The organism is Ovoidimarina sediminis (assembly GCF_032586175.1).
GTDB classification, from domain to species: Bacteria; Pseudomonadota; Alphaproteobacteria; order Rhodobacterales; family Rhodobacteraceae; genus Ovoidimarina; species Ovoidimarina sediminis.
This window is the reverse complement of the sequence record NZ_JAWHTE010000022.1, coordinates 51,200-70,653: the sequence shown is the minus strand read 5'-3', so window position 1 is coordinate 70,653 and position 19,454 is coordinate 51,200. Positions and strand designations below refer to the sequence as shown.

The following is a 19,454-nucleotide window of genomic DNA, read 5'->3' as shown; positions in this document are numbered from 1 at the left end:
GCACGCCCCCACGATATCCCGGTAACCACCGTCCTGTAGGACAGGTTGTCACATGAGTGTCAATCTGGCGAGACGGTTTCGGGCCACGACATCCCCCTTTTCCGCAGGTCATAGGTTGGCCTCGCCGACCGGAAGGGGCGGTGTTCGATGCGAACCGACGACGTTGAGACGAGTCTGACGCGAACGCCCCTTCAGATCTTGTGGGAGGCGGAGAGGAATTTCTTCGACGCTCTCCGCATATTTGACGACCTGATCAACAAGATCCGCGCCGGCAAACCGGTGTCGCGGAAGGAAACGGAGAAGGCAGTGCGGGCCTTTCACGGGGCCGTAGTGGCTTTCTTCGTTCTGCGGAGGGCGATGGATGAGCAAGCAGAGCGGGAAGACCGCCCACCCAAATTCCACGGGCTCGACCTCGAAGAGGCCAGAGACCGTGTCAACCGCCTCCTTGATCGCTTGCGGGTCTCCGGGTCTTCGGAAGAGGTTTCTTGACGAGCTTGATCCGGCGACGCTGACGGCGTTGCCCTATCTATTTGAGTTTTGGGCACTTTCGCATCAGATCCCTCCCGAGGGGCACTGGAAAACCTGGCTCGTGCTCGGTGGGCGCGGGGCAGGGAAAACCCGCGCGGGGGCCGAATGGGTGCGATCAGAGCTCGAGGGACCCACACCAACTGCGCCCGGACGTTCGCAGCGGATGGCGCTGGTCGCGGAAACCCTCGATCAGGCCCGTGATGTCATGGTGTACGGCGAAAGTGGCATTATCGCCTGTTCTCCGCCGGATCGGCGACCGGAATGGGAGGCCGGGCGTCGGCGTCTGATCTGGCCGAACGGAGCCACGGCGCAGATCTTTTCAGCCCATGAACCCGAAAGCCTGCGCGGGCCACAGTTTGACGCGGCATGGTGCGATGAAATTGGTTGCCCCGCAGTCGATAAGGGCACGAACGCGCCCAACCTCTTCATCGATCCGAAGTCTTCCGAAAGTGGGCTGCCGCCCTATTCCAGCGGACGGCGGGACGATTTCATTCAGCGTCAGGCCTTGACCGCGATCCTCGCCCATTTCGCCGATCCGGCGAAGAACCCCGTCTCACCGGTCTATGGCGGGCCAATGCTTGATCTCGACCATGCCTTCGTCTGGGCCTGGGATGCCCGGCCCTTTCCGTTCTTTCCCAGTCGGCTGGAGGTCTGGAGCGATGGGGAGAACTACCAGCGCGGCCACTGGCTGAATGGCCGGATCAGCGCGCGGTCTCTGTCCGAAGTCGTGCGCGACGTCTGTGGATGGGCAGGCGTCACAGAGATCGACGTCGCGAGGCTCTATGGCGTCGTACGCGGATTCCGGCCCGAGCCAGGCGCGACGCCACGGGCCGTGCTGCAGGCGCTCATGCTCGCTCACGGCTTCGACGCTGTGGATCGGGACGGCGTGCTGGCCTTTCGGATGCGAAGTGGCCGGCGCGAAGGGCAGGTGGATCGCAACGCGCTCGCCGTAACGCCTGAACTCACGGGCGGGATCGAGCGGGTACGCGCACCCGGTGCCGAAGTCGTGGGGCGCGTGCGCGTCAACGGGATCGAGGCAGAGGGCGATTATCAGATCCGCGCGAGCGACGCGGTCTTTCCAGACGAGACGTCGGAAACCGTCACCGAAACCGACCTGCCGATGCTTCTGACCGCCGCCGAACGCCGGGGCATCGCCGAGCGCTGGCTGGCCGAGGCAAGGATCGCTCGCGACACCTTGCGCTTTGCGCTGCCGCCGTCGCGTCGTGATGTCGGCGCGGGCGATGTGGTTGAGGTGGACACCGGGGGCACGACAGGCCTCTACCGGATCGACCGGCTGGAACAGGCGGAAGCGCGGGTGGCCGAAGGCCAGAGGGTGGAGCCGGGCGCCTACGTCCCGTCGCCGGACGTCCCGGCAGATGCGGCGGGGCAGGCCGGTTTCATCGTGCCGGTACCGGTGGAGCCGGTCTTCCTGGACCTGCCGCTTCTTCGTGGCGACGAGGTGCCTCACGCCCCACATCTCGCGGTTTCCGCCGCCCCCTGGCCGGGGCCGGTTGCCGCCTACAAATCGGCGTCACAGAACGGCTTTGTCCTTGCCGGCGTGATCGAGGGCGCGGCGGTGATAGGAGAGACCCTGAACGACATGGTCTCGGCCAATCCGGGAGTGTTCGACCGCGGCTCGCCGCTGAGAGTGAAACTCTGGTCCGGGGCGCTTGCCTCGGTTGCCGAGGCGGCGCTCTTGAACGGCGCCAACGCGGCGGCGATCGGAAATGGTGCGGATGATCTCTGGGAAGTGTTCCAGTTCGCCGAAGCGACACTCGTCGATACCGACACCTACGATCTGTCTCTGCGCCTCCGCGGTCAGGCTGGAACCGATGCGGTCACGCCCGCCACATGGCCCGCCGGAAGCCGGTTTGTTCTTCTGACAAAGGCGTTGCGTCAGCTTGATCTCGATACGTCGGAGCGTCAGCTTGCCCGTACCTGGCGCGTCGGGCCGGCAAGCCGCCCGGTGGATGATCCGGTCTACGAGGAAACGAGCCGCGCCTTCGACGGCGTGGGGCTTCGACCCTATGCGCCGGTCCATCTCTCCGCACGCCCCGACGGGACCGGCGGACATGTAATCGGCTGGATCCGCCGCACCCGCATCGACGGCGACAGCTGGGCGGGGATGGATGTGCCCCTTGGCGAGGAGACGGAGGCCTATCTTCTTCGCATCTCGGCAGCCGGGACGACCCTGCGTGAGGAAACACTGCAATCCCCGGGCTGGATCTATACCGCCGCTTACAAGACCGCTGACGCCGCGCCACCCGTCTTCGATGTCGAGGTGGCGCAACTCTCCGCCCGGTTCGGTCCGGGCCCCTTCAGGAGACTGACGATCCATGACTGAGACCCCGATGCTTGGCCTGCCGCTGGTCCAACCCAGCCAGGCGCAGAAACATGTCACCGTGAACGAGGCACTCGCGCGGATCGATGCGCTGGGTCAGCTCGTGATCGCCTCGCGCGCCACGTCCACCCCGCCCTCAGCCCCGGAAGAGGGGACGGTTCACGCCGTGCCCGCCGGTGCCGTCAACGCCTGGGCGGGGCAGGAGGGGCAGCTTGCGCTTTTCCTGAATGGCGGCTGGGCCTTCATTGCGGCCCGGGCAGGCTGGCAGGGCTGGATCGCCGACGAGGGGACGCCTGCTCTATTCGACGGGTCGGTTTGGGTCGCTGGCACGGGCGCGGCTTCCCCGAACGGCGCGGCCAGCACGCTCCGGGTCATCGAGGCCGATCACACGGTTGGCGCAGGCGCAATCTCCGACACAGGGGCCTTGATCCCCGCGCAAAGCCTCGTCATCGGCATCACGGGCCGCGTTCTCACCACCATAACCGGAACCGCGACATCCTGGCGGCTCGGCATCGGCGGCGTTTCGGATGACAGGTATGGCAGCGGCCTCGGGCTTTCGGCGGGCTCCTGGGCACGGGGGCTCACGTCCTCGCCTCTCGCCTACTACAGCGATACGGCCCTCACCCTGACCGGCGAAGGCGGGGCGTTCGACGGTGCGGGCGGTATCGTCCGGCTTGCGGTCCACGTCATCGAACTCGCATTGCCGCGCGCGTGATCAAGGTGCAGGCGGTTCTGATCGACGATGCTCTGAACGCGGCCGCGGCGATCGCGGGGCATGCGCCCGCGCGGCGCCGCTGGATCCTTCGCCGCATGCTGGCAGAGGCCGCGGCGGCAGATCGTCACCGCCGCGGTACCGGCCGGTGCCATCCAATCTGGGGTGACGGAAGTCTGATGACGGCGGCCCGGCGCCGCAAACAGCGCGTCGGCCGGTCGCTCGCCGACCCGGCCTTCCGAGCCGCGCTCATCGACGTCATAGAAGGTGTCGGCACAACCTATCCCGACGCGCAGGAGACGCACATCGGATGCGTCGGATCGGCATCCAGCCGCCCGGGCGCGATCTCGTCCCCGCAATCGGTGCAATAACCGAACTCCCCCTCGTCCATACGCAGAAGCGCTGCCATGATCCGCTGCCGAAGCGCCATGCGCCGCCGGGCGTTCGCCTGCGCCATCGCCTGACGCTGCATCGCGTCCATCCGGCTCAGCCGCCCCACCGATTGCTGATCCAGCGTTACGGTCGCCTGATCCTCTGCCCCGGCGGCATCTTCGGCCTCGAGTGTTTCAAGAAGCGCCTCTAATCGCGCGCGATACGTGGCGATGATGTCGTCGTCGATCACTTTTTCCGGCTCGCTGGGTTACAAATTGGCGAACGGGCACCAACTGGTGTAGAAGGCGGCCTGACCGAAGGAGACTACCATGGCCCAAACCCGTCGCAAGCTGAGCGAACTCGACCCGATCTGGACGCGTATCCGGGAAGAAGGCGAAGAGGCCGTGGCCAAGGAACCGCTCTTGGGCGGCCTGATTCATTCCTCGATCCTGCACCACCCCTCGCTCGAGCGGGCGCTGAGCTACCGGATGTCGCTGAAACTCGCTTCGGGTGAGATGTCCGAGCAGATCCTGCGCGAAATCGCCGACGAGGCAATGTCCTCCGATCCCTCCATCGGCCAGGCGGCGCGCGCCGATATCGTTGCGGTGTTCGATCGCGACCCGGCTTGCCACCGGATGATCCAGCCGCTTCTCTACTTCAAGGGCTTCCAGGCGATGATCGCCTATCGAATTGCCCACTGGCTGTGGAATCAGGGCCGGGTCGACATGGCCTACTTCCTCCAGATGCGCACGTCCGAGGTGTTCGGCATCGACATTCACCCTGCCGCCCGGATCGGTCAGGGGATCATGATCGACCATGCCCATTCCATCGTGATCGGCGAGACGGCGGTGGTGGGTGATAACGTCTCAATGCTTCATTCGGTGACGCTTGGCGGTACCGGCAAGGAAGAGGAAGACCGTCACCCGAAGATAGGCGACGGTGTTCTGATCGGCGCGGGCGCAAAGGTTCTCGGCAATATAAGAGTGGGCGATTGCTCCCGTATCGCGGCGGGCTCCGTCGTGCTCGAGGAAGTGCCACCCAAGATGACCGTCGCCGGGGTTCCCGCCAAGATCGTGGGCGAGGCGGGCTGCGCCCAGCCGTCGCGTACGATGGATCAGCTGATCAAGAAAAGCTGCGGCTGAGTACGCAAAAAACTACATTTACATTGCCCTTGAAACCCTCGCGGCATCGCGGGGCGCGCCCGCGCGTGCTATGCTGCCCACATAAACAGAGGGACACCAACTATGAGCATTCGACAGACATCGGGACGTGGCCGGCTTTTTGACTCCGTCCTGGATACGGTGGGCGACACACCTTGCATCCGGATCAACCGCATCGCGCCCGATCACGTCACGGTCTACGTGAAGGCCGAGGCCTTTAACCCGGCAGCGTCCGTGAAGGATCGCCTTGCGCTCAACATCATCGAGGCAGCGGAACGCGACGGTCGCTTGAAACCGGGCCAGACCGTTGTCGAGGCCACAAGCGGTAATACCGGGATCGGCCTCGCCATGGTCTGTGCCGCCAAGGGGTATCCGCTCGTCGTGACGATGGCCGACAGTTTTTCGATCGAGCGGCGGCGCCTCATGCGCTTTCTTGGTGCGAAGGTTGTGCTGACGCCCCGCGCGCAAAAGGGCTTCGGCATGTATACCAAGGCCAAGGAACTTGCCGAAAAGAACGGCTGGTTTCTCGCCCGCCAGTTCGAAACGAAGGACAATGCCGATATTCACGAGGCCACGACGGCGCGCGAGATCGTCGGTGATTTCGCGGGACAGAAACTCGATTACTGGGTGACGGGCTATGGCACTGGCGGAACCCTCGCGGGTGCCTCCCGACTGCTCCGAAAAGAGATGCCGGATCTCAAGATCATCTGTACGGAACCGGCAAATGCCGCGATCGTAAGCTCCGGCAAGCCCCAGCCGCGCGACGGAATCGAGCCGTCCGGCAGCCACCCGGATTGGGAACCGCATCCGATCCAGGGCTGGACGCCGGATTTCATTCCGTTCGTCCTGCAGGAAGCGATCGACAACAACTACTTCGACGAGATGCTTCCGATCCCGGGGCCCGAGGGCATCGCCTGGTCGAAACGGCTTGCCGCCGAAGAGGGGATATTCACCGGGATTTCCGGCGGGTCGACCTTTGCCGTGGCGATGAAGGTGGCCGAAACCGCGCCCGCGGGCTCGACCATGCTCGTCATGCTGCCCGACACCGGCGAGCGCTACATGTCCACACCGCTCTTTGAGGACATCCCGGAGGATATGTCCGACGAGGAATTGGAGATTTCGCGCTCGACGCCCTCCGCGCAGATGGCGGCGGAGTAGGCGCTACACGCATCCGAGGCAGGGGGGGGCTGCTGCCCCCCCGCATGTATTCTCGCCAAAATGAAGAGCACGCGCACCTCATGAACTTGCCTTGGAAAGAAATGTCTCCTATCTTTTCCAGTGAAAGGATAGTGCGATGGTCTTGCCTTCCAGGGCTCTCGATGACAGGCCCGATCCCGGCGCCGTTCTGACCCGCGCGGCGCTCCGGGCCGCTGCGCTTTTGGGGCTGACCGCACGGGAGCTTGCGGGGGTGCTCGGGCTTTCGGAACCCACCGTCTCCCGCATGAAATCCGGGGGCTACTGCCTTGACGAGGCATCAAAATCCTTTGAACTCGCGGCACTTTTCGTGCGCCTTTTCCGATCTCTCGATGCCATCACCGGTGATGCGGCAACCGCGCGGGCCTGGATCCGGGCGGAAAACACCGCCCTCGGCGGCAAGCCGGTGGACAAGATCGCAACGATCGCAGGGTTGACCGATGTCGTCGCCTATCTGGACGCCCGCCGCGCTCCGCTCTGAATGCGCGGCCGTTCGGGGTCGCGCCTGGCGGCTGGTCGAGGTGCAGCACACGATATCGACGATGAAACTCGTCGATGGTGCGGCCGAGCAAACGGTACTCGAGGATATTCTGGAAGCGACGAAACCGTCCGTGCCGCCGGAATGCGCTGGGCTCCACTACCTTCTCGCCACGCCCTTCCGTTATGGAAGCTATCCGTACGGCTCGCGCTTTCGCCGGGCGGGCCTTACACCGGGGGTCTGGTACGGGGCTGAACGCGTCGCCACTGCACTCGCCGAAATGGTATTCTACCGGTTTCTCTTCTACGCCGAGGCGCCCGATGTGCCTTGGCCGGTTGCACCATCCGAGTACACCGCGCTCGCTGCGGAGGTAGAGGGCGAGGCGGTCGACCTCACGCGCCCCCCTCTGTCGGAGGATGCCGCGACCTGGACAGATCCTGTTCGATACGACGCCTGTCAGGCGCTTGCGGATTCGGCACGTGAGGCCGGGGCAGGGCTCATCCGCTACACCTCGGTGCGTGATCCCGGGGGCGGGGCCAACCTCGCCGTCCTGACCTGCCGCGCCTTCTCGCGCCCCGCGCCGGTCAGCCGCCAGACCTGGCGCATTCGGCTCGGGGCCTTCGGGGCCTTTGCAATTTCAGACAGCACGCCGCGACGCCACGATTTCGCCCGCGACGCCGTCGAGGACCCGCGCCTTGACGGGATGGTCTGGGCGCGGGGCTAGGCCCGCGCCGCGACGTCAGGCCAGCATCGCCACCGGGTTTTCCAGGCCGGTCTTGATCGCGTCCAGGAACTGAGCGCCAAGCGCACCGTCGATCACCCGGTGATCGACCGACAGCGTCACGCTCATCACCGTTGCCACGGCCAATTCGCCATCCGCGCCCACAACCGGCTTCTTCACACCTGCACCGACCGCAAGGATCGAGCCATGCGGCGGGTTGATGACCGCATCGAAGTTGTCGATGCCGAACATGCCCAGGTTCGAGATCGCGAAGCTGCCACCTTGGTATTCGTGTGGCGCAAGCTTGCGGTCGCGGGCGCGCGCAGCCAGATCCTTCATCTCCGCAGAAAGCGCCGAGAGCGATTTCGTATGCGCGTCCTTCAGAACGGGCGTGAACAGCCCACCTTCGATGGCCACTGCCACGGCCACATCCGACGGTTTCAGCTTCAGGATCCTGTCTCCCGCCCAGACAGCATTGGCATCCGGGACCTGCTGCAGCGCGATGGCGCAGGCCTTGATTATGAAATCGTTGACCGAAAGCTTCACACCACGGGATTCAAGCTGCTTGTTCAGTTCTCCCCGGAACTTCAGAAGCGCATCAAGCTGGATGTCGCGCCGCAGGTAGAAATGCGGGATCGTCTGCTTGGCCTCGCCAAGCCGCGCGGCGATCGTCTTGCGCATCCCGTCCAGCTTGACCTCTTCGAACTCCCGGTCTCCGAACATCGCCATGACGGCATCCGCGGCGGGGCCCGCCGGCGCGGCGGCAGGGCTGGGGGCAGGGGCGGCGGAGGCGCTGGCGGCTGGCGCGGCGGCCTTGCCCGGTTCGGCCTTCTCGACATCCGCTTTCACGATCCGGCCCTTGGGCCCCGATCCCTTGATCTGGGCGAGGTCAAGGCCCTTGTCCTTCGCGATACGCCGCGCAAGCGGCGAAGCGAAGATACGATCGCCCTTGTCGTCGGTGCCCGCGGCCGGCGCCGGCGTCGCATCGGTGTCGCCACGGCCATAGCCGCCCGCCGGAGCGGTCTGTTCCGACGCCTCCGCCGGGGCCGCATCGCTCGATGCCTCGGCCTTCTGAGCCGGAGAGGCTTCGCCGATATCGTCAGCGCTTTCACCATCGTCGAGCAGAACCGCGATGGGCGTGTTCACCTTCACGCCCTCGGTCCCCTCGGCCACGAGGATCTTGCCCACCGTGCCTTCGTCGACGGCCTCGAATTCCATCGTGGCCTTATCGGTCTCGATTTCGGCCAGAAGATCCCCGGACGAGACCGTGTCGCCCTCCTTCACAAGCCACTTTGCCAGCGTCCCTTCCTCCATCGTGGGCGACAGGGCGGGCATCAATACTTCGGTCGGCATGTCAGTGTTCCTCAACGAGCATGATCTGGTCGAAAGGGGCCCTGATCCGTGCCGGGCCCTGCGCCATGCGTGTGATGGTGCGTTCGATCTGGTCCTTGTTTGCGGCGATCCACGTATAGGCCGCCTCGTGCGAGGGTCGCGATCCCAGCGTCAGCCGTTCGGCGGCAAGGCGCTCTGGCACCAGTGCCGCCACAGGTGTGCCGTCAACGTCGACGACAACCCGGTAGCATTCGGTTGCAGGATCGCGGCCCTTGATCTCCATCGCGGGCGGTTACCTGTAGGTCACGGCTTTGCAGGCCTCGACAACTTCCGCCGTCGTCACCAGCGCCAGCTTTTCAAGGTTCGCCGCATAGGGCATCGGCACGTCCTTGCCGGTGCAGTTGATCACCGGCGCGTCAAGCCAGTCGAACGCCTCCTGCATCAGCACGGCCGAGATATGGTTCCCGATCGAACAGACCGGAAAGCCTTCTTCGACCGTCACGCAGCGGTTCGTCTTCTGCACCGACTTGATCACCGTGGCCGTATCCATGGGCCGCAGCGTCCGCAGGTCGATCACCTCGGCGCTGATCCCTTCCTCCGCAAGTTTGTCGGCGGCTTCGAGCGCATAGGTCATCCCGATCCCGAAGCTCACGATGGTCACGTCCGTGCCCTCGCGCCAGATCCGGGCCTTGCCGAAGGGCACAGTGTAATCGTCCAGCTTCGGCACCTCGAAGGACCGGCCGTAAAGGATCTCGTTTTCAAGGAAGATCACCGGGTTCGGGTCGCGGATCGCCGTTTTCAGAAGGCCCTTGGCGTCCGAGGCCGAATAGGGCTGCACAACCTTCAGGCCCGGAATGTGGGAATACCACGCCGCGTAATCCTGGCTGTGTTGGGCCGCCACGCGGGCCGCCGCACCGTTCGGGCCGCGGAACACGATCGGGCATCCCATCTGGCCGCCCGACATGTAAAGCGTCTTGGCGGCGGAGTTGATGATGTGGTCGACCGCCTGCATGGCGAAGTTGAATGTCATGAACTCGACGATGGGCCTCAGCCCGCCGAAGGCCGCACCGACGCCAATTCCGGCAAAGCCATGCTCGGTGATCGGCGTGTCGATCACACGCCGCGCGCTGAATTCCTCAAGAAGGCCCTGGCTGATCTTGTAGGCACCCTGATACTCGGCCACCTCCTCGCCCATCAGGAACACAGCCTCGTCGCGGCGCATCTCTTCGGCCATTGCGTCGCGCAGGGCCTCGCGCACCGTGGTCGATACCATCTCGGTGCCTTCGGGGATCTCGGGTTCGGCCACCTCGACACTCTCGACCGGCGATTTCGCCTGAGCGGGTGCGGGCGCCTCCGCCGGGGCTTCGTCTGCCGCGGGTGCTGCCGCGCCGCCAGCCGACGACGGCACCGCCGCGTCGGCATCCTCGCCCTCTTCGACAAGCACCGCGATTGGCGTGTTCACCTTCACGCCCTCGGTGCCCTCGCTGACGAGGATCTTGCCGACGATCCCTTCATCGACCGCCTCGAATTCCATCGTCGCCTTGTCGGTTTCGATCTCGGCCAGGATATCGCCGGACGAAACCGTGTCGCCTTCCTTTACAAGCCATTTGGCCAGCGTGCCCTCTTCCATGGTGGGGCTGAGGGCGGGCATCAGTACTTCGGTCGCCATTCACACAGCCTCCCCTTGCGGCAGCTCTTCGGCATAGATGTCGGTCCAAAGCTCCCCGACCGCGGGCTCGGGGCTTTCCTTCGAGAATTCCGCCGCTTCGTTCACGATATCCTTGATCTCCTTGTCGATGGCCTTGAGGTCATCTTCCGTCGCGTGCTTGCCGTCGAGCAGCATGGTGCGCACGTGTTCGATCGCGTCGCGCTTCTCGCGCATCTCCTGCACTTCCTCGCGGGTCCGGTATTTCGCCGGGTCCGACATGGAATGGCCGCGGTAGCGATAGGTGTTCACCTCGAGGATATAGGGGCCCTTGCCGGCGCGGCAGTGTGCGACGGCCTTCTCGCCGGCGGCCTTGACGGCCAGCACGTCCATCCCGTCCACGGCCTCGCCCGGGATGCCGTACGCGGCGCCACGCTCCCAGAGGCTCGGCGACTTGGTGGAGCGCTTCACGCTCGTGCCCATGGCATACTGGTTGTTCTCGATCACGAAGATCACCGGCAGGTCCCAAAGCTCGGCCATGTTGTAGGTCTCGTAAACCTGGCCCTGGTTTGCGGCGCCATCGCCGAAGTAGGTGAACGTGACCCGGTCGTTTCCGAGGTACTTGTCGGCGAAGGCAAGGCCCGCCCCGATCGGCACCTGAGCGCCCACGATGCCGTGGCCGCCGTAGAAATGCTTCTCGCGGCTGAACATGTGCATCGAGCCGCCCTTGCCCTTCGAATAGCCGCCCTCGCGGCCGGTAAGCTCGGCCATCACGCCCTTCGGATCCATCCCGCAGGCCAGCATGTGGCCGTGGTCGCGGTAGGAGGTGACGCGCTTGTCGCCTTCGTCCGCCGCGGCCTCGAGCCCGACGACGACGGCCTCCTGGCCGATATAGAGGTGACAGAACCCGCCGATCAGGCCCATGCCGTAAAGCTGGCCGGCTTTTTCCTCGAACCGGCGGATCAGAAGCATCTCCCGGTAGTATTCCAGAAGCTCTTCCTTCGACACGTTCGGTTTGGCGGTGGATTTTGCGGTGGATTTGCGCGTGGCCATGCTGTGGCGTCGCCTCCCTGGCAGCAGAAATAGTTTAGTGCTGAACTATCTCCTAACCGATCTGGCTCGCGGCTGCACTGTATAAATTGGACGCAGCGTCACAACAGGCGGAAATTCCGCTATGCGCGGGGCGCAACGCTGTCGCTGGGCGGGCTCAGCGCAGAACCATCTCGTCTGGCCGGATCAGCCCAAGGATGCTCCGCGCCTGCTGGTCAAGCAGTTCGAGATCCAGAAAGTCGTCCGACAGCCGCCGGGTCTTGTTTTCAAGGGCGCTCACTTCGGCCTCAAGCCGCATGCGCTCTGCCTCGAGCGCTGCACGCTCCGCCTCGATCTGAACCCGCTGGAAAAGCCCGTGATCGCCCTGGATGCTGGCAAAGGTGAAATACATCGCTGCCGCACACATAAGCGTCAGATACACGACATCGCTAATCGCGGTGCGGGAGGAGTTCATCGGGTTCAGCCTGCCTTCGGTGCCTCCGCTTCTTTGCCGAGCGGATGGTGCCGCGAATCATGGCACACTGGGCGTAGCCTGTGAATCCCCATTCTGACGCGAAAAGGGGAGTTTCTGCTGCGATCGGCGGGGCATTGCCGGGCCGCGGCCACCGGTGGAGGAAGGCGATGTCGGAAGACCTCTACAACCAACCCGATCTGATTGGCGATATCGATCTCTGGGCGAACGACCCGGTGTTGCGCACTCATGCAGTGGCGGCGGGCGCCGATGAGGGGCATCTCGCGCCACTCGGTCAATCCTGGGGTAGGGCGAAGATGCGCGCCCTTGGCCGCGCGGCGGAACGCCATCCGCCAGAGCCCGATCTCTTCGATCGGGGCGGGCGGCGTCGCGATGCCGTCGCGTTTCACCCGGCCTATCATGCGCTCATGTCGGAAGGGATTGGCGCGGGCTATGCCGCCCTGCCGTGGAACGGCGGACGCCACGCGACCCATGCCGCCATGGTCTACCTCATGAGTCAGGTTGAACCCGGCGTCTGCTGCCCTTTGACGATGACTTACGCGGCCGTGTCCGCCCTGAAAGTCGCCCCATTGCTCGATGCGATCTGGAAGCCAAAGCTTCTCTCCCGAAGCTACGATCCCGCGATTTGCCCCGTCACCCAGAAATCCGGCGCCACCATGGGCATGGCAATGACCGAACGCCAGGGCGGTTCCGACGTCCGCGCGAATGCCACGCGCGCTGTCCCGGCCGCGGACGGTTGGCTGCTCACGGGGCACAAGTGGTTCTGCTCGGCGCCCATGTCGGACGCCTTCCTCACCCTCGCGCAAACCGCCGAGGGGCTCACCTGTTTCCTCGTTCCACGCTGGCTCGACACCGGGCCCAACGCGATCCGCATCGACCGGCTGAAAGACAAGCTCGGCAACCGCGCGAACGCCTCGGCCGAGATCCGCTACGGCGGCGCGCTCGCCCACAGGGTGGGGGAGGAGGGTGCGGGCATCCGCACGATCATCGAGATGGTGCACCACACCCGTCTCGATACCGCAATCGCCCCCGCCGGGCTGATGCGCGCGGCCCTCTACGAGGCGCATCACTGGGTGACCCACCGCGCCGCCTTTCAGCGCCGCCTGATCGATCAGCCGCTGATGCGCCGCGTGCTGGCAGACATGGTGCTCGACTGGGAGGGCGCACTTGCGCTTGCCTTCCACGTCAGCCGCGCCTTCGACGATCCCGCACGCATGCCTTTCGCCCGGATCGGCGTGGCGCTCGCGAAATTCCTCAACAACAAGCTTTGCCCGCCGCTCGTGGCCGAGGCAATGGAAGTGCTTGGAGGCATGGGCTTCGTTGAGGATACGCCCCTGCCCATGCTCTACCGCGAGGCACCGCTGAACGGGATCTGGGAAGGATCGGGGAACGTGATCTGCCTCGACATCCTGCGCACCCTGCAGAAGGCGCCAGAGGCGGGCGCGGCACTGCAGGACGAATTCGATGCGGTCCGCGGAAGCAATGCCGAGTACGACGCGGCCCTCAAGGCGTTCCGCGCCAGTTGGGCGTCAGCACCAGCGGAGGCCGATGCCCGCCGCTTCGCCTCGGAAGCCGCCCGGCTTCTGACCGCATCGGTTCTGCTCAGGCAGGCGCCCGACGCGGTGGCTGAAGGATACTGCAGCACCCGTCTCTCAGGCGGTGCGGCAATTCCCTACGGCACGGCACGCGGGCTCGACGAAGCCCGCGTCCTCAAACGTCTCGGAAACGTCGGCTAGCGGCTCAGCCAGCGACAGAGGCGTCGCGGATCGACTGGATCGTCCCGTCCAGCATCGCGTCGAACTCCGCCTCGCTCTGATTGGCAGACAGGCCTTCCGTCAGAGCCCGGCTGAAGCTCGCGATCATGCCGGTGTTCTGGGCCAGAAGCGCGTTGGCCTCGTCGCGCGAATACCCGCCCGACAGCGCCACCACCTTCAGAACCTTCGGGTGGTCGACCAGCGGCTTGTACTGGTTCGCCTTCGTGGGCAGCGACAGCTTCAGCATGATCTCCTGACAGTCCGGCACAGTATCAAGCTGCTTCAGGATCTCGGTCAGCAGAAGGTCTTCCGCCTCCGCCTTGTCGGCAATGGTGATCGTCACCTCGGGCTCGATGATCGGCACAAGGCCCTTGGCGAGAATGCGGTGCCCCACCTCGAACTGCTGGGCCACGACCTTGGCCACGCCCTCGGGCTTCGCCGCCCCGATGACCGAGCGCATCTTGGTTCCGAACATCCCCTTCGACACGGCCCGGTCCAAAAGCGCGTCAAGCTCGGGCATGTCCTTCATCAGCTGCATGTCGTCCTCGGCCTCGGCAAGGCCCTGGTCGCATTTGATGAAGGGAACAACGCCCTTTTCCTTCCAAAGGTATTCGCCCGTCGGCATGCCGCCCACTTCGCCGTCCATCGTCATCTCGAACAGGATCGCACCCACCACGCGATCGCCGTTGAAGACGGGCGACTGCAAGATGCGCGAGCGCATCTTGTGGATCTCGGCGAACATCTCGTCTTCGCCCGAATACTGATCCTCGGTCACACCGTAGAGGCGCAGGGCCTTCGGCGTCGATCCCCCCGACTGGTCCAGCGCGGCGATGAAGCCCTGGCCGTTCTTGATCTTTTCTCTCATCTCGGGGTTCGACATGGGGGCACTCCATTATATCCCGTCATCCGCTTGAGACGGCTTTTAGGTCAGGCGCGCGCGGTGCGCAATCGGCCCCTTGCGGCTCAGGGTTCCAGCGCGGCGACACCCGGCAGGGTCTTGCCTTCCATCCACTCCAGAAACGCACCGCCCGCGGTCGAGATATAGGTAAAATCCTCCGCCACCCCGGCCTTGTTCAGTGCCGCAACGGTATCGCCCCCGCCCGCGACGGAAATAAGCCTTCCTTCGCGCGTCAGCCGTGCGGCTTCCACCGCGGCCGCATTCGTCGCCCGGTCGAAGGGTTCGATCTCGAACGCCCCCAGCGGGCCATTCCAGACCAGCGTCTTTGCGCCTGCAAGTGCCGCAGCCACGCGCGCCACGCTGTCGGGCCCCGCATCCAGGATCATCGCGTCGGGGGGGCAGGCACTGGCCGCAACGATCTCCGACGCCGCACCCGCCTTGAACTCCCGCGCGATCACCACGTCGACGGGCAGCAGTATCTCGCAGGCCGCCTCCGCCGCCCGCGCGCTGATATCCCGCGCTGTGTCCGCCATCTCGTGCTCGGCCAGAGACTTGCCCACGTCGATCCCCTGCGCGGCAAGAAACGTATTCGCCATCCCGCCGCCGATCACGAGCACATCCACCTTCCGTACGAGGTTCGACAGAAGATCGAGCTTCGTCGAAACCTTCGCACCGCCGACCACGGCCACCACCGGGCGCTCGGGCGACCCAAGCGCCTTGTCGAGGGCCGAAAGCTCCGCATCCATCAGCCGCCCCGCGGCAGAGGGCAGATGCCGCGTGATCCCCTCGGTCGACCCATGTGCCCGGTGCGCGGCGGAAAAGGCGTCGTTCACATAGACATCGCCAAGCGCGGCGAGGGCCGCCGCGAAGTCCGGGTCGTTCTTCTCTTCACCGGCATGAAACCGCGTGTTCTCGAGAAGAAGAACCTCGCCCGCCCCAAGCGCCGCGATCGCCGCCTCCGCCGCCGGTCCGACGCAATCCGCGGCAAAGCGCACCGGCCGGCCGAACACCTCTTGCACCGTGCCCCGGATCTGCGAAAGCGACATCTCCGGCACGACCTGTCCCTTGGGCCGCCCGAAATGCGCCAGAAGCACGGGCTTTCCGCCCTTCTCCAGAATATCCAGCACCGTGTCCTTCACCCGCTCTATCCGTGTCGTATCCGTAACCCGGCCATCTTCGACCGGCACGTTCAGGTCCACGCGCGTCAGAACGATCTTTCCGTCAAGGTCGATATCGTCGAGGGTCGTCCAGCCCATAATCCGCCTCCTGCGTCTCTTGCGCCCTTACACACATGAGCCATGCTCCGCCGTCAACCGGATCACGCGATTTGGGGGCCTTTCCCTTCCCGGCGCGCTTCACTAGGGTCGCCCCCGACCAACACCAAGGAGAGGCCAATTGGCTGAGATCAAGGACCCCGAGAACACCATCCTGATGGAACTGAAAGACGGCACCGTCGTCATCGAGCTTCTGGCGGATGTCGCCCCCCAGCACGCCGCGCGGATGAAGGAACTCGCGCGAAGCGGCGCCTACGACAATGTCGTCTTTCACCGCGTGATCGACGGCTTCATGGCCCAGACGGGCGACGTGCAGCACGGCGATGCCGAAGACGGCTTCGATCTGCGCCGCGCGGGCACCGGCGGGTCGGACCTGCCCGACCTGCCCGCCGAGTTTTCCAAGCTCCCGCATGATCGCGGCACGCTGGGCGCGGCACGCAGCCAGAACCCGAACTCCGCCAACTCGCAGTTCTTCATCAATTTCAAGGACAACCACTTCCTGAACGGGCAATACACGGTCTATGGCCGGGTGATCTCGGGGATGGAGCATGTGGATGCGATCACCCGGGGCGAACCGCCGATGAACCCCGACCGCATGATCAGCGTGAAGGTGGCCGCCGATGCGTAAGACGGCACTCGCGGCCCTCATCGCCGCTGCCCCGGTGCTGGCGCAGGCCGATACGGAAGGCCCGAACCTCGCAATCAACGTCTCGGGCGAGGCCAACGGCACCATCGTGATCGATCTCTTCCCCGATGTCGCCCCGCGCCACGTCGAACAGATCACCACGCTCGCGCGCCAGGGGGCCTATGACGGCGTGGTGTTCCACCGCGTGATCGACGGCTTCATGGCGCAAACCGGTGACGTCCAGTTCGGCAAAGAAGGCGAAGGCCTCGCCCGCGCCGGAATGGGCGGCTCCGATCTTCCGGATATTCCGGCCGAATTCTCGGATATCCCCTTCGACCGTGGCGTTGTCGGAATGGCCCGCGCGCAGGATCCGAACTCTGCCAACTCGCAGTTCTTCATCATGTTCGCTCCCGGCCATTTCCTGAACGGCCAGTACACGGTCGTTGGCGAGGTTATCGAGGGCATGGACGTGGTCGATGCCATCAAGAAGGGCAGCCAGGCAGCCAACGGTGCGATCAGCGGCGATCCCGACGTGATGACCGACGTCGAAGTGATTGAGTAACCCCGAAAAAAGGTAGGGCGGGTGCCTCTCCCCCAGGGGAAGCACCCGCCCAAGCCGTGGTGGACCGGTCGGGTCCAGTACAACACCACGACGCGGAGCCGTAGCACTTGCTACTCAAACAGGGTGATCGGGACACCCTGCACTCGCATCAGCCCCCACACCTCTTGTGCACGATCCACCTCGCGGTTGGCCTCGGGACTGGCCATTCGGGATGGCCCGCACCGGTGGATCGCCGCCGAATTAGCTATCTGCGTCTTCGGCTGGAGCGCTTTTGGTTATCGTCGATTCGCCCGGTTCGTTCTGTGAAACGGCTCACAAAGGGTCAAAATCCTCTAAAATTCTTCCGTTCACCCTCACGGCTCAGATTGCTGGCGTGAGACGTGAATTCTTATTAATAACAAATAGGTACGGCGCGCAGATCCCGCGCGCCGCATCGCCAGGGCGATAAGCCAAATCAGAAAAGATTATATCAGATCAAGATCGGCGATCCGTGACAGCGTATCGCGGTCAAGCACGCGAATCGTGCCACGCGACACATCGACGACCGCTTCCTTCTTCCATTCCGACAGGGTTTTCGACACGGCCTCCCGCGTCGCACCGACGAATTCGGCAAGGTTTGCCTGGCTCATCGGCAGAACGTTCTGCTTCACCCCGTCGCTTTCATCCAGAAGGTAAAGGATCTTCCGTGCCAGCCGCGCGGCAATCGGAAGAAAGGCCTGTTCGCCGATCTGCAGGTTCATCCATCTCAGCCGCTCGCCCGCAAGCCGGATCAGGTCGATCCCAAGGTCAGGGTTGCTTCTCACAGCGGCGATCACGTCCCCGTTGCGGATTTTCAGAACATGCGTCGGCGTTGTCGCCATCGCAGAGGCCGTGCGCGGGCCCGGGTCGAACAGCGCGATCTCGCCAAGCAGATCGCCCTTCGACATCTTCGCAAGCGCCAGTTTGCGCCCGTCTTCGGAATGCACGGAAATCTCAAGCGCGCCCTCGATCACGGCAAAAAGCGCATCACCGTCATCGCCGCGCTCGAACAACACCTGTCCCTGCTTCAGACGCACATCACTTGCTAAAGCTTCAAGCGTGCGCCGCAAAGCGGGCGACGCGTTCTTGAGGAACCCGGCCTGAGGTAGCATTTTTATTTTTCCCGTCTGCTCCCGATTTCTGCTTGATAGCAGCCTATTCAAGTATCGCCAATCTTGAATGAATAAGACGTTACGACAGATCGCGCGCCGTCACGCTCCTGTGAGGTGGGCTATTGCGGTGCCCGCGGCTCTGCCACTCTCGCCCGAACTCTCGCGAAAGGAGAACCGGATGACGCTCAAAACCCTCCTTGCCGCCGTCGCCCTTGCCGGTGCGCTCGCCATGCCGGCCGCCGCCTCGCCGGAGTTCTGGAAATCCGAGTGGCCGGATACGAACTTCGACATCACAAATGTCGAAAGCTGGACGGAAATTCTCTCCGGTGGTCCGCCGAAGGACGGCATTCCCGCTCTCAGCGACCCAACCTTCATCGATGCCGCTGCGGAAAGCCGCCTTGGTGACCGCGAACCTGTCATAACCGTCGAATTCGACGGCGAGACCCCGCGCGCCTATCCGATCCGCTATCTCACCTGGCACGAGATCGTGAATGACGAGATCGGGGGCATCCCGGTCGCCGTCACCTTCTGTCCCCTGTGCAATTCGGGTCTCACTTTCGATCGGCGGGTCGATGGCCGGGTGCTGACATTCGGCGTGTCCGGCAAGCTGCGGAACTCCGACATGGTCATGTACGATCGCGAAACCCAAAGCTGGTGGCAACAGGCCCTGGGCGAGGGCATCGTGGGGGAAATGACGGGCATGCGCCTGGAACAACTGCCCACCTGGATGGAAAGCTGGGCAGAGTTCCGTGCCCGCAATCCCGGCGGGCTCGTCATGGATCAGCCGGGCTGGCCGCGCCCCTACGGCGCCAACCCCTATCAGCGCTATGACAGCTCCCGAAGGCCGTTTCTCTATAATGGCGAGATGCCGCCCCACGGCATAACGCCGCTCGCGCGCGTGGTGCGTGTAGGCGACCGGGCCTGGACGATGGAGCGTATCCGCACAGAGACACCGATCACCGAGGCGGGCGTCACGCTCACCTGGTCGGAAGGGCAGGCCTCGGCCCTCGACACGGCCGAGATCAACGCCGGCAAGGAGGTCGGCACGGTCCGTGTCCGCGACGCCGCGGGCAACGATCTGCCCCATGACGTGATGTTCGCCTTTGCCTACCACGCCTTCTGGCCGGAAGGTGACTGGATGCTCGGCAACTGAACGTCTGCGCCAAACGGTAAGACGGCGGCCCGACGGGCCGCCGTTTCTTGTCT

At 64.5% G+C, this 19,454-nt stretch carries 21 protein-coding genes; 12 read left to right on the top strand and 9 right to left on the bottom strand.

Annotated elements, in window-relative coordinates; all coding sequences use genetic code 11:
• Positions 1-147: 147 nt before the first annotated feature.
• From RXV90_RS20185 to RXV90_RS25930, 4 genes are read left to right on the top strand one after another with little or no spacing between them, the layout of a single operon-like run.
• A complete protein-coding gene (locus RXV90_RS20185; RefSeq protein WP_316651106.1) occupies positions 148-489 on the top strand; it encodes a hypothetical protein in 342 nt (113 codons plus the stop codon).
• Positions 431-2,872: a baseplate megatron protein TIM-barrel domain-containing protein gene (locus RXV90_RS20180; protein ID WP_316651104.1), complete on the top strand. Its 2,442-nt coding sequence runs from the start codon at positions 431-433 to the stop codon at positions 2,870-2,872. Before RXV90_RS20185 ends, RXV90_RS20180 begins: the two co-directional genes overlap by 59 nt.
• Positions 2,865-3,584, top strand: a complete 720-nt coding sequence (locus RXV90_RS20175) for a DUF2793 domain-containing protein (protein WP_316651103.1) — start codon at positions 2,865-2,867, stop codon at positions 3,582-3,584. Before RXV90_RS20180 ends, RXV90_RS20175 begins: the two co-directional genes overlap by 8 nt.
• The gene (locus tag RXV90_RS25930; protein WP_458646494.1) at positions 3,581-3,952 is read left to right on the top strand and encodes a DUF7742 family protein; all 372 of its coding nucleotides are present in this window, start codon (positions 3,581-3,583) and stop codon (positions 3,950-3,952) included. Before RXV90_RS20175 ends, RXV90_RS25930 begins: the two co-directional genes overlap by 4 nt.
• Here the strand turns inward: RXV90_RS25930 and RXV90_RS20170 are convergent.
• A complete protein-coding gene (locus RXV90_RS20170; RefSeq protein WP_316651100.1) occupies positions 3,862-4,203 on the bottom strand; it encodes a TraR/DksA family transcriptional regulator in 342 nt (113 codons plus the stop codon). The two genes, RXV90_RS25930 and RXV90_RS20170, sit on opposite strands and share 91 nt — an antisense overlap.
• 79 nt (positions 4,204-4,282) lie before the next feature.
• Between RXV90_RS20170 and cysE the strand changes: the two genes are divergently transcribed.
• The 4 genes from cysE to RXV90_RS20150 all read left to right on the top strand — a co-directional run bounded on the left by cysE (position 4,283) and on the right by RXV90_RS20150 (position 7,509).
• Positions 4,283-5,095 (top strand): serine O-acetyltransferase, encoded by an 813-nt coding sequence (gene cysE, locus RXV90_RS20165; protein ID WP_316651098.1) that lies wholly within the window; start codon positions 4,283-4,285, stop codon positions 5,093-5,095.
• A gap of 102 nt (positions 5,096-5,197) precedes the next feature.
• On the top strand, positions 5,198-6,271 hold the full coding sequence (locus tag RXV90_RS20160) for a PLP-dependent cysteine synthase family protein (RefSeq protein ID WP_316651096.1): 1,074 nt from the start codon (positions 5,198-5,200) through the stop codon (positions 6,269-6,271).
• Between the two features lie 136 nt (positions 6,272-6,407).
• A complete protein-coding gene (locus RXV90_RS20155) occupies positions 6,408-6,788 on the top strand; it encodes an MbcA/ParS/Xre antitoxin family protein (RefSeq protein ID WP_316651094.1) in 381 nt (126 codons plus the stop codon).
• The gene (locus tag RXV90_RS20150) at positions 6,748-7,509 is read left to right on the top strand and encodes an RES family NAD+ phosphorylase (RefSeq protein ID WP_316651092.1); all 762 of its coding nucleotides are present in this window, start codon (positions 6,748-6,750) and stop codon (positions 7,507-7,509) included. Before RXV90_RS20155 ends, RXV90_RS20150 begins: the two co-directional genes overlap by 41 nt.
• A 15-nt stretch (positions 7,510-7,524) precedes the next feature.
• Here RXV90_RS20150 and RXV90_RS20145 read toward each other — a convergent pair whose 3' ends face one another.
• The 5 genes from RXV90_RS20145 to RXV90_RS20125 all read right to left on the bottom strand — a co-directional run bounded on the left by RXV90_RS20145 (position 7,525) and on the right by RXV90_RS20125 (position 11,987).
• Positions 7,525-8,859 (bottom strand): pyruvate dehydrogenase complex dihydrolipoamide acetyltransferase, encoded by a 1,335-nt coding sequence (locus RXV90_RS20145; protein WP_316651089.1) that lies wholly within the window; start codon positions 8,857-8,859, stop codon positions 7,525-7,527.
• Position 8,860: 1 nt separating this feature from the next.
• Positions 8,861-9,121, bottom strand: coding sequence for a hypothetical protein (locus tag RXV90_RS20140; RefSeq protein WP_316651088.1), 261 nt, complete (start codon positions 9,119-9,121; stop codon positions 8,861-8,863).
• Positions 9,122-9,130: 9 nt separating this feature from the next.
• Positions 9,131-10,507, bottom strand: coding sequence for a pyruvate dehydrogenase complex E1 component subunit beta (locus RXV90_RS20135; RefSeq protein ID WP_316651086.1), 1,377 nt, complete (start codon positions 10,505-10,507; stop codon positions 9,131-9,133).
• Entirely contained in the window at positions 10,508-11,536 is a 1,029-nt protein-coding gene (pdhA, locus tag RXV90_RS20130) for a pyruvate dehydrogenase (acetyl-transferring) E1 component subunit alpha (RefSeq protein WP_316651085.1), read from the bottom strand.
• 154 nt (positions 11,537-11,690) lie between these two features.
• Entirely contained in the window at positions 11,691-11,987 is a 297-nt protein-coding gene (locus tag RXV90_RS20125) for a septum formation initiator family protein (protein WP_316651083.1), read from the bottom strand.
• A gap of 167 nt (positions 11,988-12,154) precedes the next feature.
• Here RXV90_RS20125 and RXV90_RS20120 point away from each other — a divergent pair, with 167 nt between their 5' ends.
• On the top strand, positions 12,155-13,741 hold the full coding sequence (locus RXV90_RS20120; protein ID WP_316651081.1) for an acyl-CoA dehydrogenase family protein: 1,587 nt from the start codon (positions 12,155-12,157) through the stop codon (positions 13,739-13,741).
• 4 nt (positions 13,742-13,745) lie between these two features.
• Here RXV90_RS20120 and RXV90_RS20115 read toward each other — a convergent pair whose 3' ends face one another.
• Together RXV90_RS20115 and RXV90_RS20110 are read right to left on the bottom strand one after the other, a co-directional pair.
• Positions 13,746-14,639 (bottom strand): fructose bisphosphate aldolase, encoded by an 894-nt coding sequence (locus RXV90_RS20115; protein WP_316651079.1) that lies wholly within the window; start codon positions 14,637-14,639, stop codon positions 13,746-13,748.
• Positions 14,640-14,722: 83 nt separating this feature from the next.
• Positions 14,723-15,913 (bottom strand): phosphoglycerate kinase, encoded by a 1,191-nt coding sequence (locus tag RXV90_RS20110; RefSeq protein WP_316651077.1) that lies wholly within the window; start codon positions 15,911-15,913, stop codon positions 14,723-14,725.
• A gap of 139 nt (positions 15,914-16,052) precedes the next feature.
• Here RXV90_RS20110 and RXV90_RS20105 point away from each other — a divergent pair, with 139 nt between their 5' ends.
• Together RXV90_RS20105 and RXV90_RS20100 are read left to right on the top strand one after the other, a co-directional pair.
• Positions 16,053-16,559 (top strand): peptidylprolyl isomerase, encoded by a 507-nt coding sequence (locus RXV90_RS20105; RefSeq protein WP_316651075.1) that lies wholly within the window; start codon positions 16,053-16,055, stop codon positions 16,557-16,559.
• Positions 16,552-17,118: a peptidylprolyl isomerase gene (locus RXV90_RS20100; protein ID WP_316651074.1), complete on the top strand. Its 567-nt coding sequence runs from the start codon at positions 16,552-16,554 to the stop codon at positions 17,116-17,118. The genes RXV90_RS20105 and RXV90_RS20100 overlap by 8 nt, the downstream gene beginning before the upstream one ends.
• 464 nt (positions 17,119-17,582) lie before the next feature.
• On the opposite strand, the gene RXV90_RS20095 is transcribed toward RXV90_RS20100, so the two are convergent.
• A complete protein-coding gene (locus tag RXV90_RS20095; RefSeq protein WP_316651072.1) occupies positions 17,583-18,248 on the bottom strand; it encodes a Crp/Fnr family transcriptional regulator in 666 nt (221 codons plus the stop codon).
• A 178-nt stretch (positions 18,249-18,426) separates the two neighbouring features.
• Here RXV90_RS20095 and RXV90_RS20090 point away from each other — a divergent pair, with 178 nt between their 5' ends.
• The gene (locus RXV90_RS20090) at positions 18,427-19,401 is read left to right on the top strand and encodes a DUF3179 domain-containing protein (protein WP_316651070.1); all 975 of its coding nucleotides are present in this window, start codon (positions 18,427-18,429) and stop codon (positions 19,399-19,401) included.
• Positions 19,402-19,454 lie beyond the last annotated feature (53 nt).

Coding starts and splice junctions, on each gene's coding strand:
- RXV90_RS20160 (WP_316651096.1), top strand. CDS start 5,198: ATGAGCATTCGACAGACATCGGGACGTGGCCGGCTTTTTGACTCCGTC.
- RXV90_RS20110 (WP_316651077.1), bottom strand. CDS start 15,913: ATGGGCTGGACGACCCTCGACGATATCGACCTTGACGGAAAGATCGTT.
- RXV90_RS20095 (WP_316651072.1), bottom strand. CDS start 18,248: ATGCTACCTCAGGCCGGGTTCCTCAAGAACGCGTCGCCCGCTTTGCGG.
- RXV90_RS20150 (WP_316651092.1), top strand. CDS start 6,748: ATGTCGTCGCCTATCTGGACGCCCGCCGCGCTCCGCTCTGAATGCGCG.
- RXV90_RS20140 (WP_316651088.1), bottom strand. CDS start 9,121: ATGGAGATCAAGGGCCGCGATCCTGCAACCGAATGCTACCGGGTTGTC.
- RXV90_RS20155 (WP_316651094.1), top strand. CDS start 6,408: ATGGTCTTGCCTTCCAGGGCTCTCGATGACAGGCCCGATCCCGGCGCC.
- RXV90_RS20185 (WP_316651106.1), top strand. CDS start 148: ATGCGAACCGACGACGTTGAGACGAGTCTGACGCGAACGCCCCTTCAG.
- pdhA (WP_316651085.1), bottom strand. CDS start 11,536: ATGGCCACGCGCAAATCCACCGCAAAATCCACCGCCAAACCGAACGTG.
- RXV90_RS20115 (WP_316651079.1), bottom strand. CDS start 14,639: ATGTCGAACCCCGAGATGAGAGAAAAGATCAAGAACGGCCAGGGCTTC.
- RXV90_RS20125 (WP_316651083.1), bottom strand. CDS start 11,987: ATGAACTCCTCCCGCACCGCGATTAGCGATGTCGTGTATCTGACGCTT.
- RXV90_RS20090 (WP_316651070.1), top strand. CDS start 18,427: ATGACGCTCAAAACCCTCCTTGCCGCCGTCGCCCTTGCCGGTGCGCTC.
- RXV90_RS20100 (WP_316651074.1), top strand. CDS start 16,552: ATGCGTAAGACGGCACTCGCGGCCCTCATCGCCGCTGCCCCGGTGCTG.
- cysE (WP_316651098.1), top strand. CDS start 4,283: ATGGCCCAAACCCGTCGCAAGCTGAGCGAACTCGACCCGATCTGGACG.
- RXV90_RS20145 (WP_316651089.1), bottom strand. CDS start 8,859: ATGCCGACCGAAGTATTGATGCCCGCCCTGTCGCCCACGATGGAGGAA.
- RXV90_RS20175 (WP_316651103.1), top strand. CDS start 2,865: ATGACTGAGACCCCGATGCTTGGCCTGCCGCTGGTCCAACCCAGCCAG.
- RXV90_RS20135 (WP_316651086.1), bottom strand. CDS start 10,507: ATGGCGACCGAAGTACTGATGCCCGCCCTCAGCCCCACCATGGAAGAG.
- RXV90_RS20120 (WP_316651081.1), top strand. CDS start 12,155: ATGTCGGAAGACCTCTACAACCAACCCGATCTGATTGGCGATATCGAT.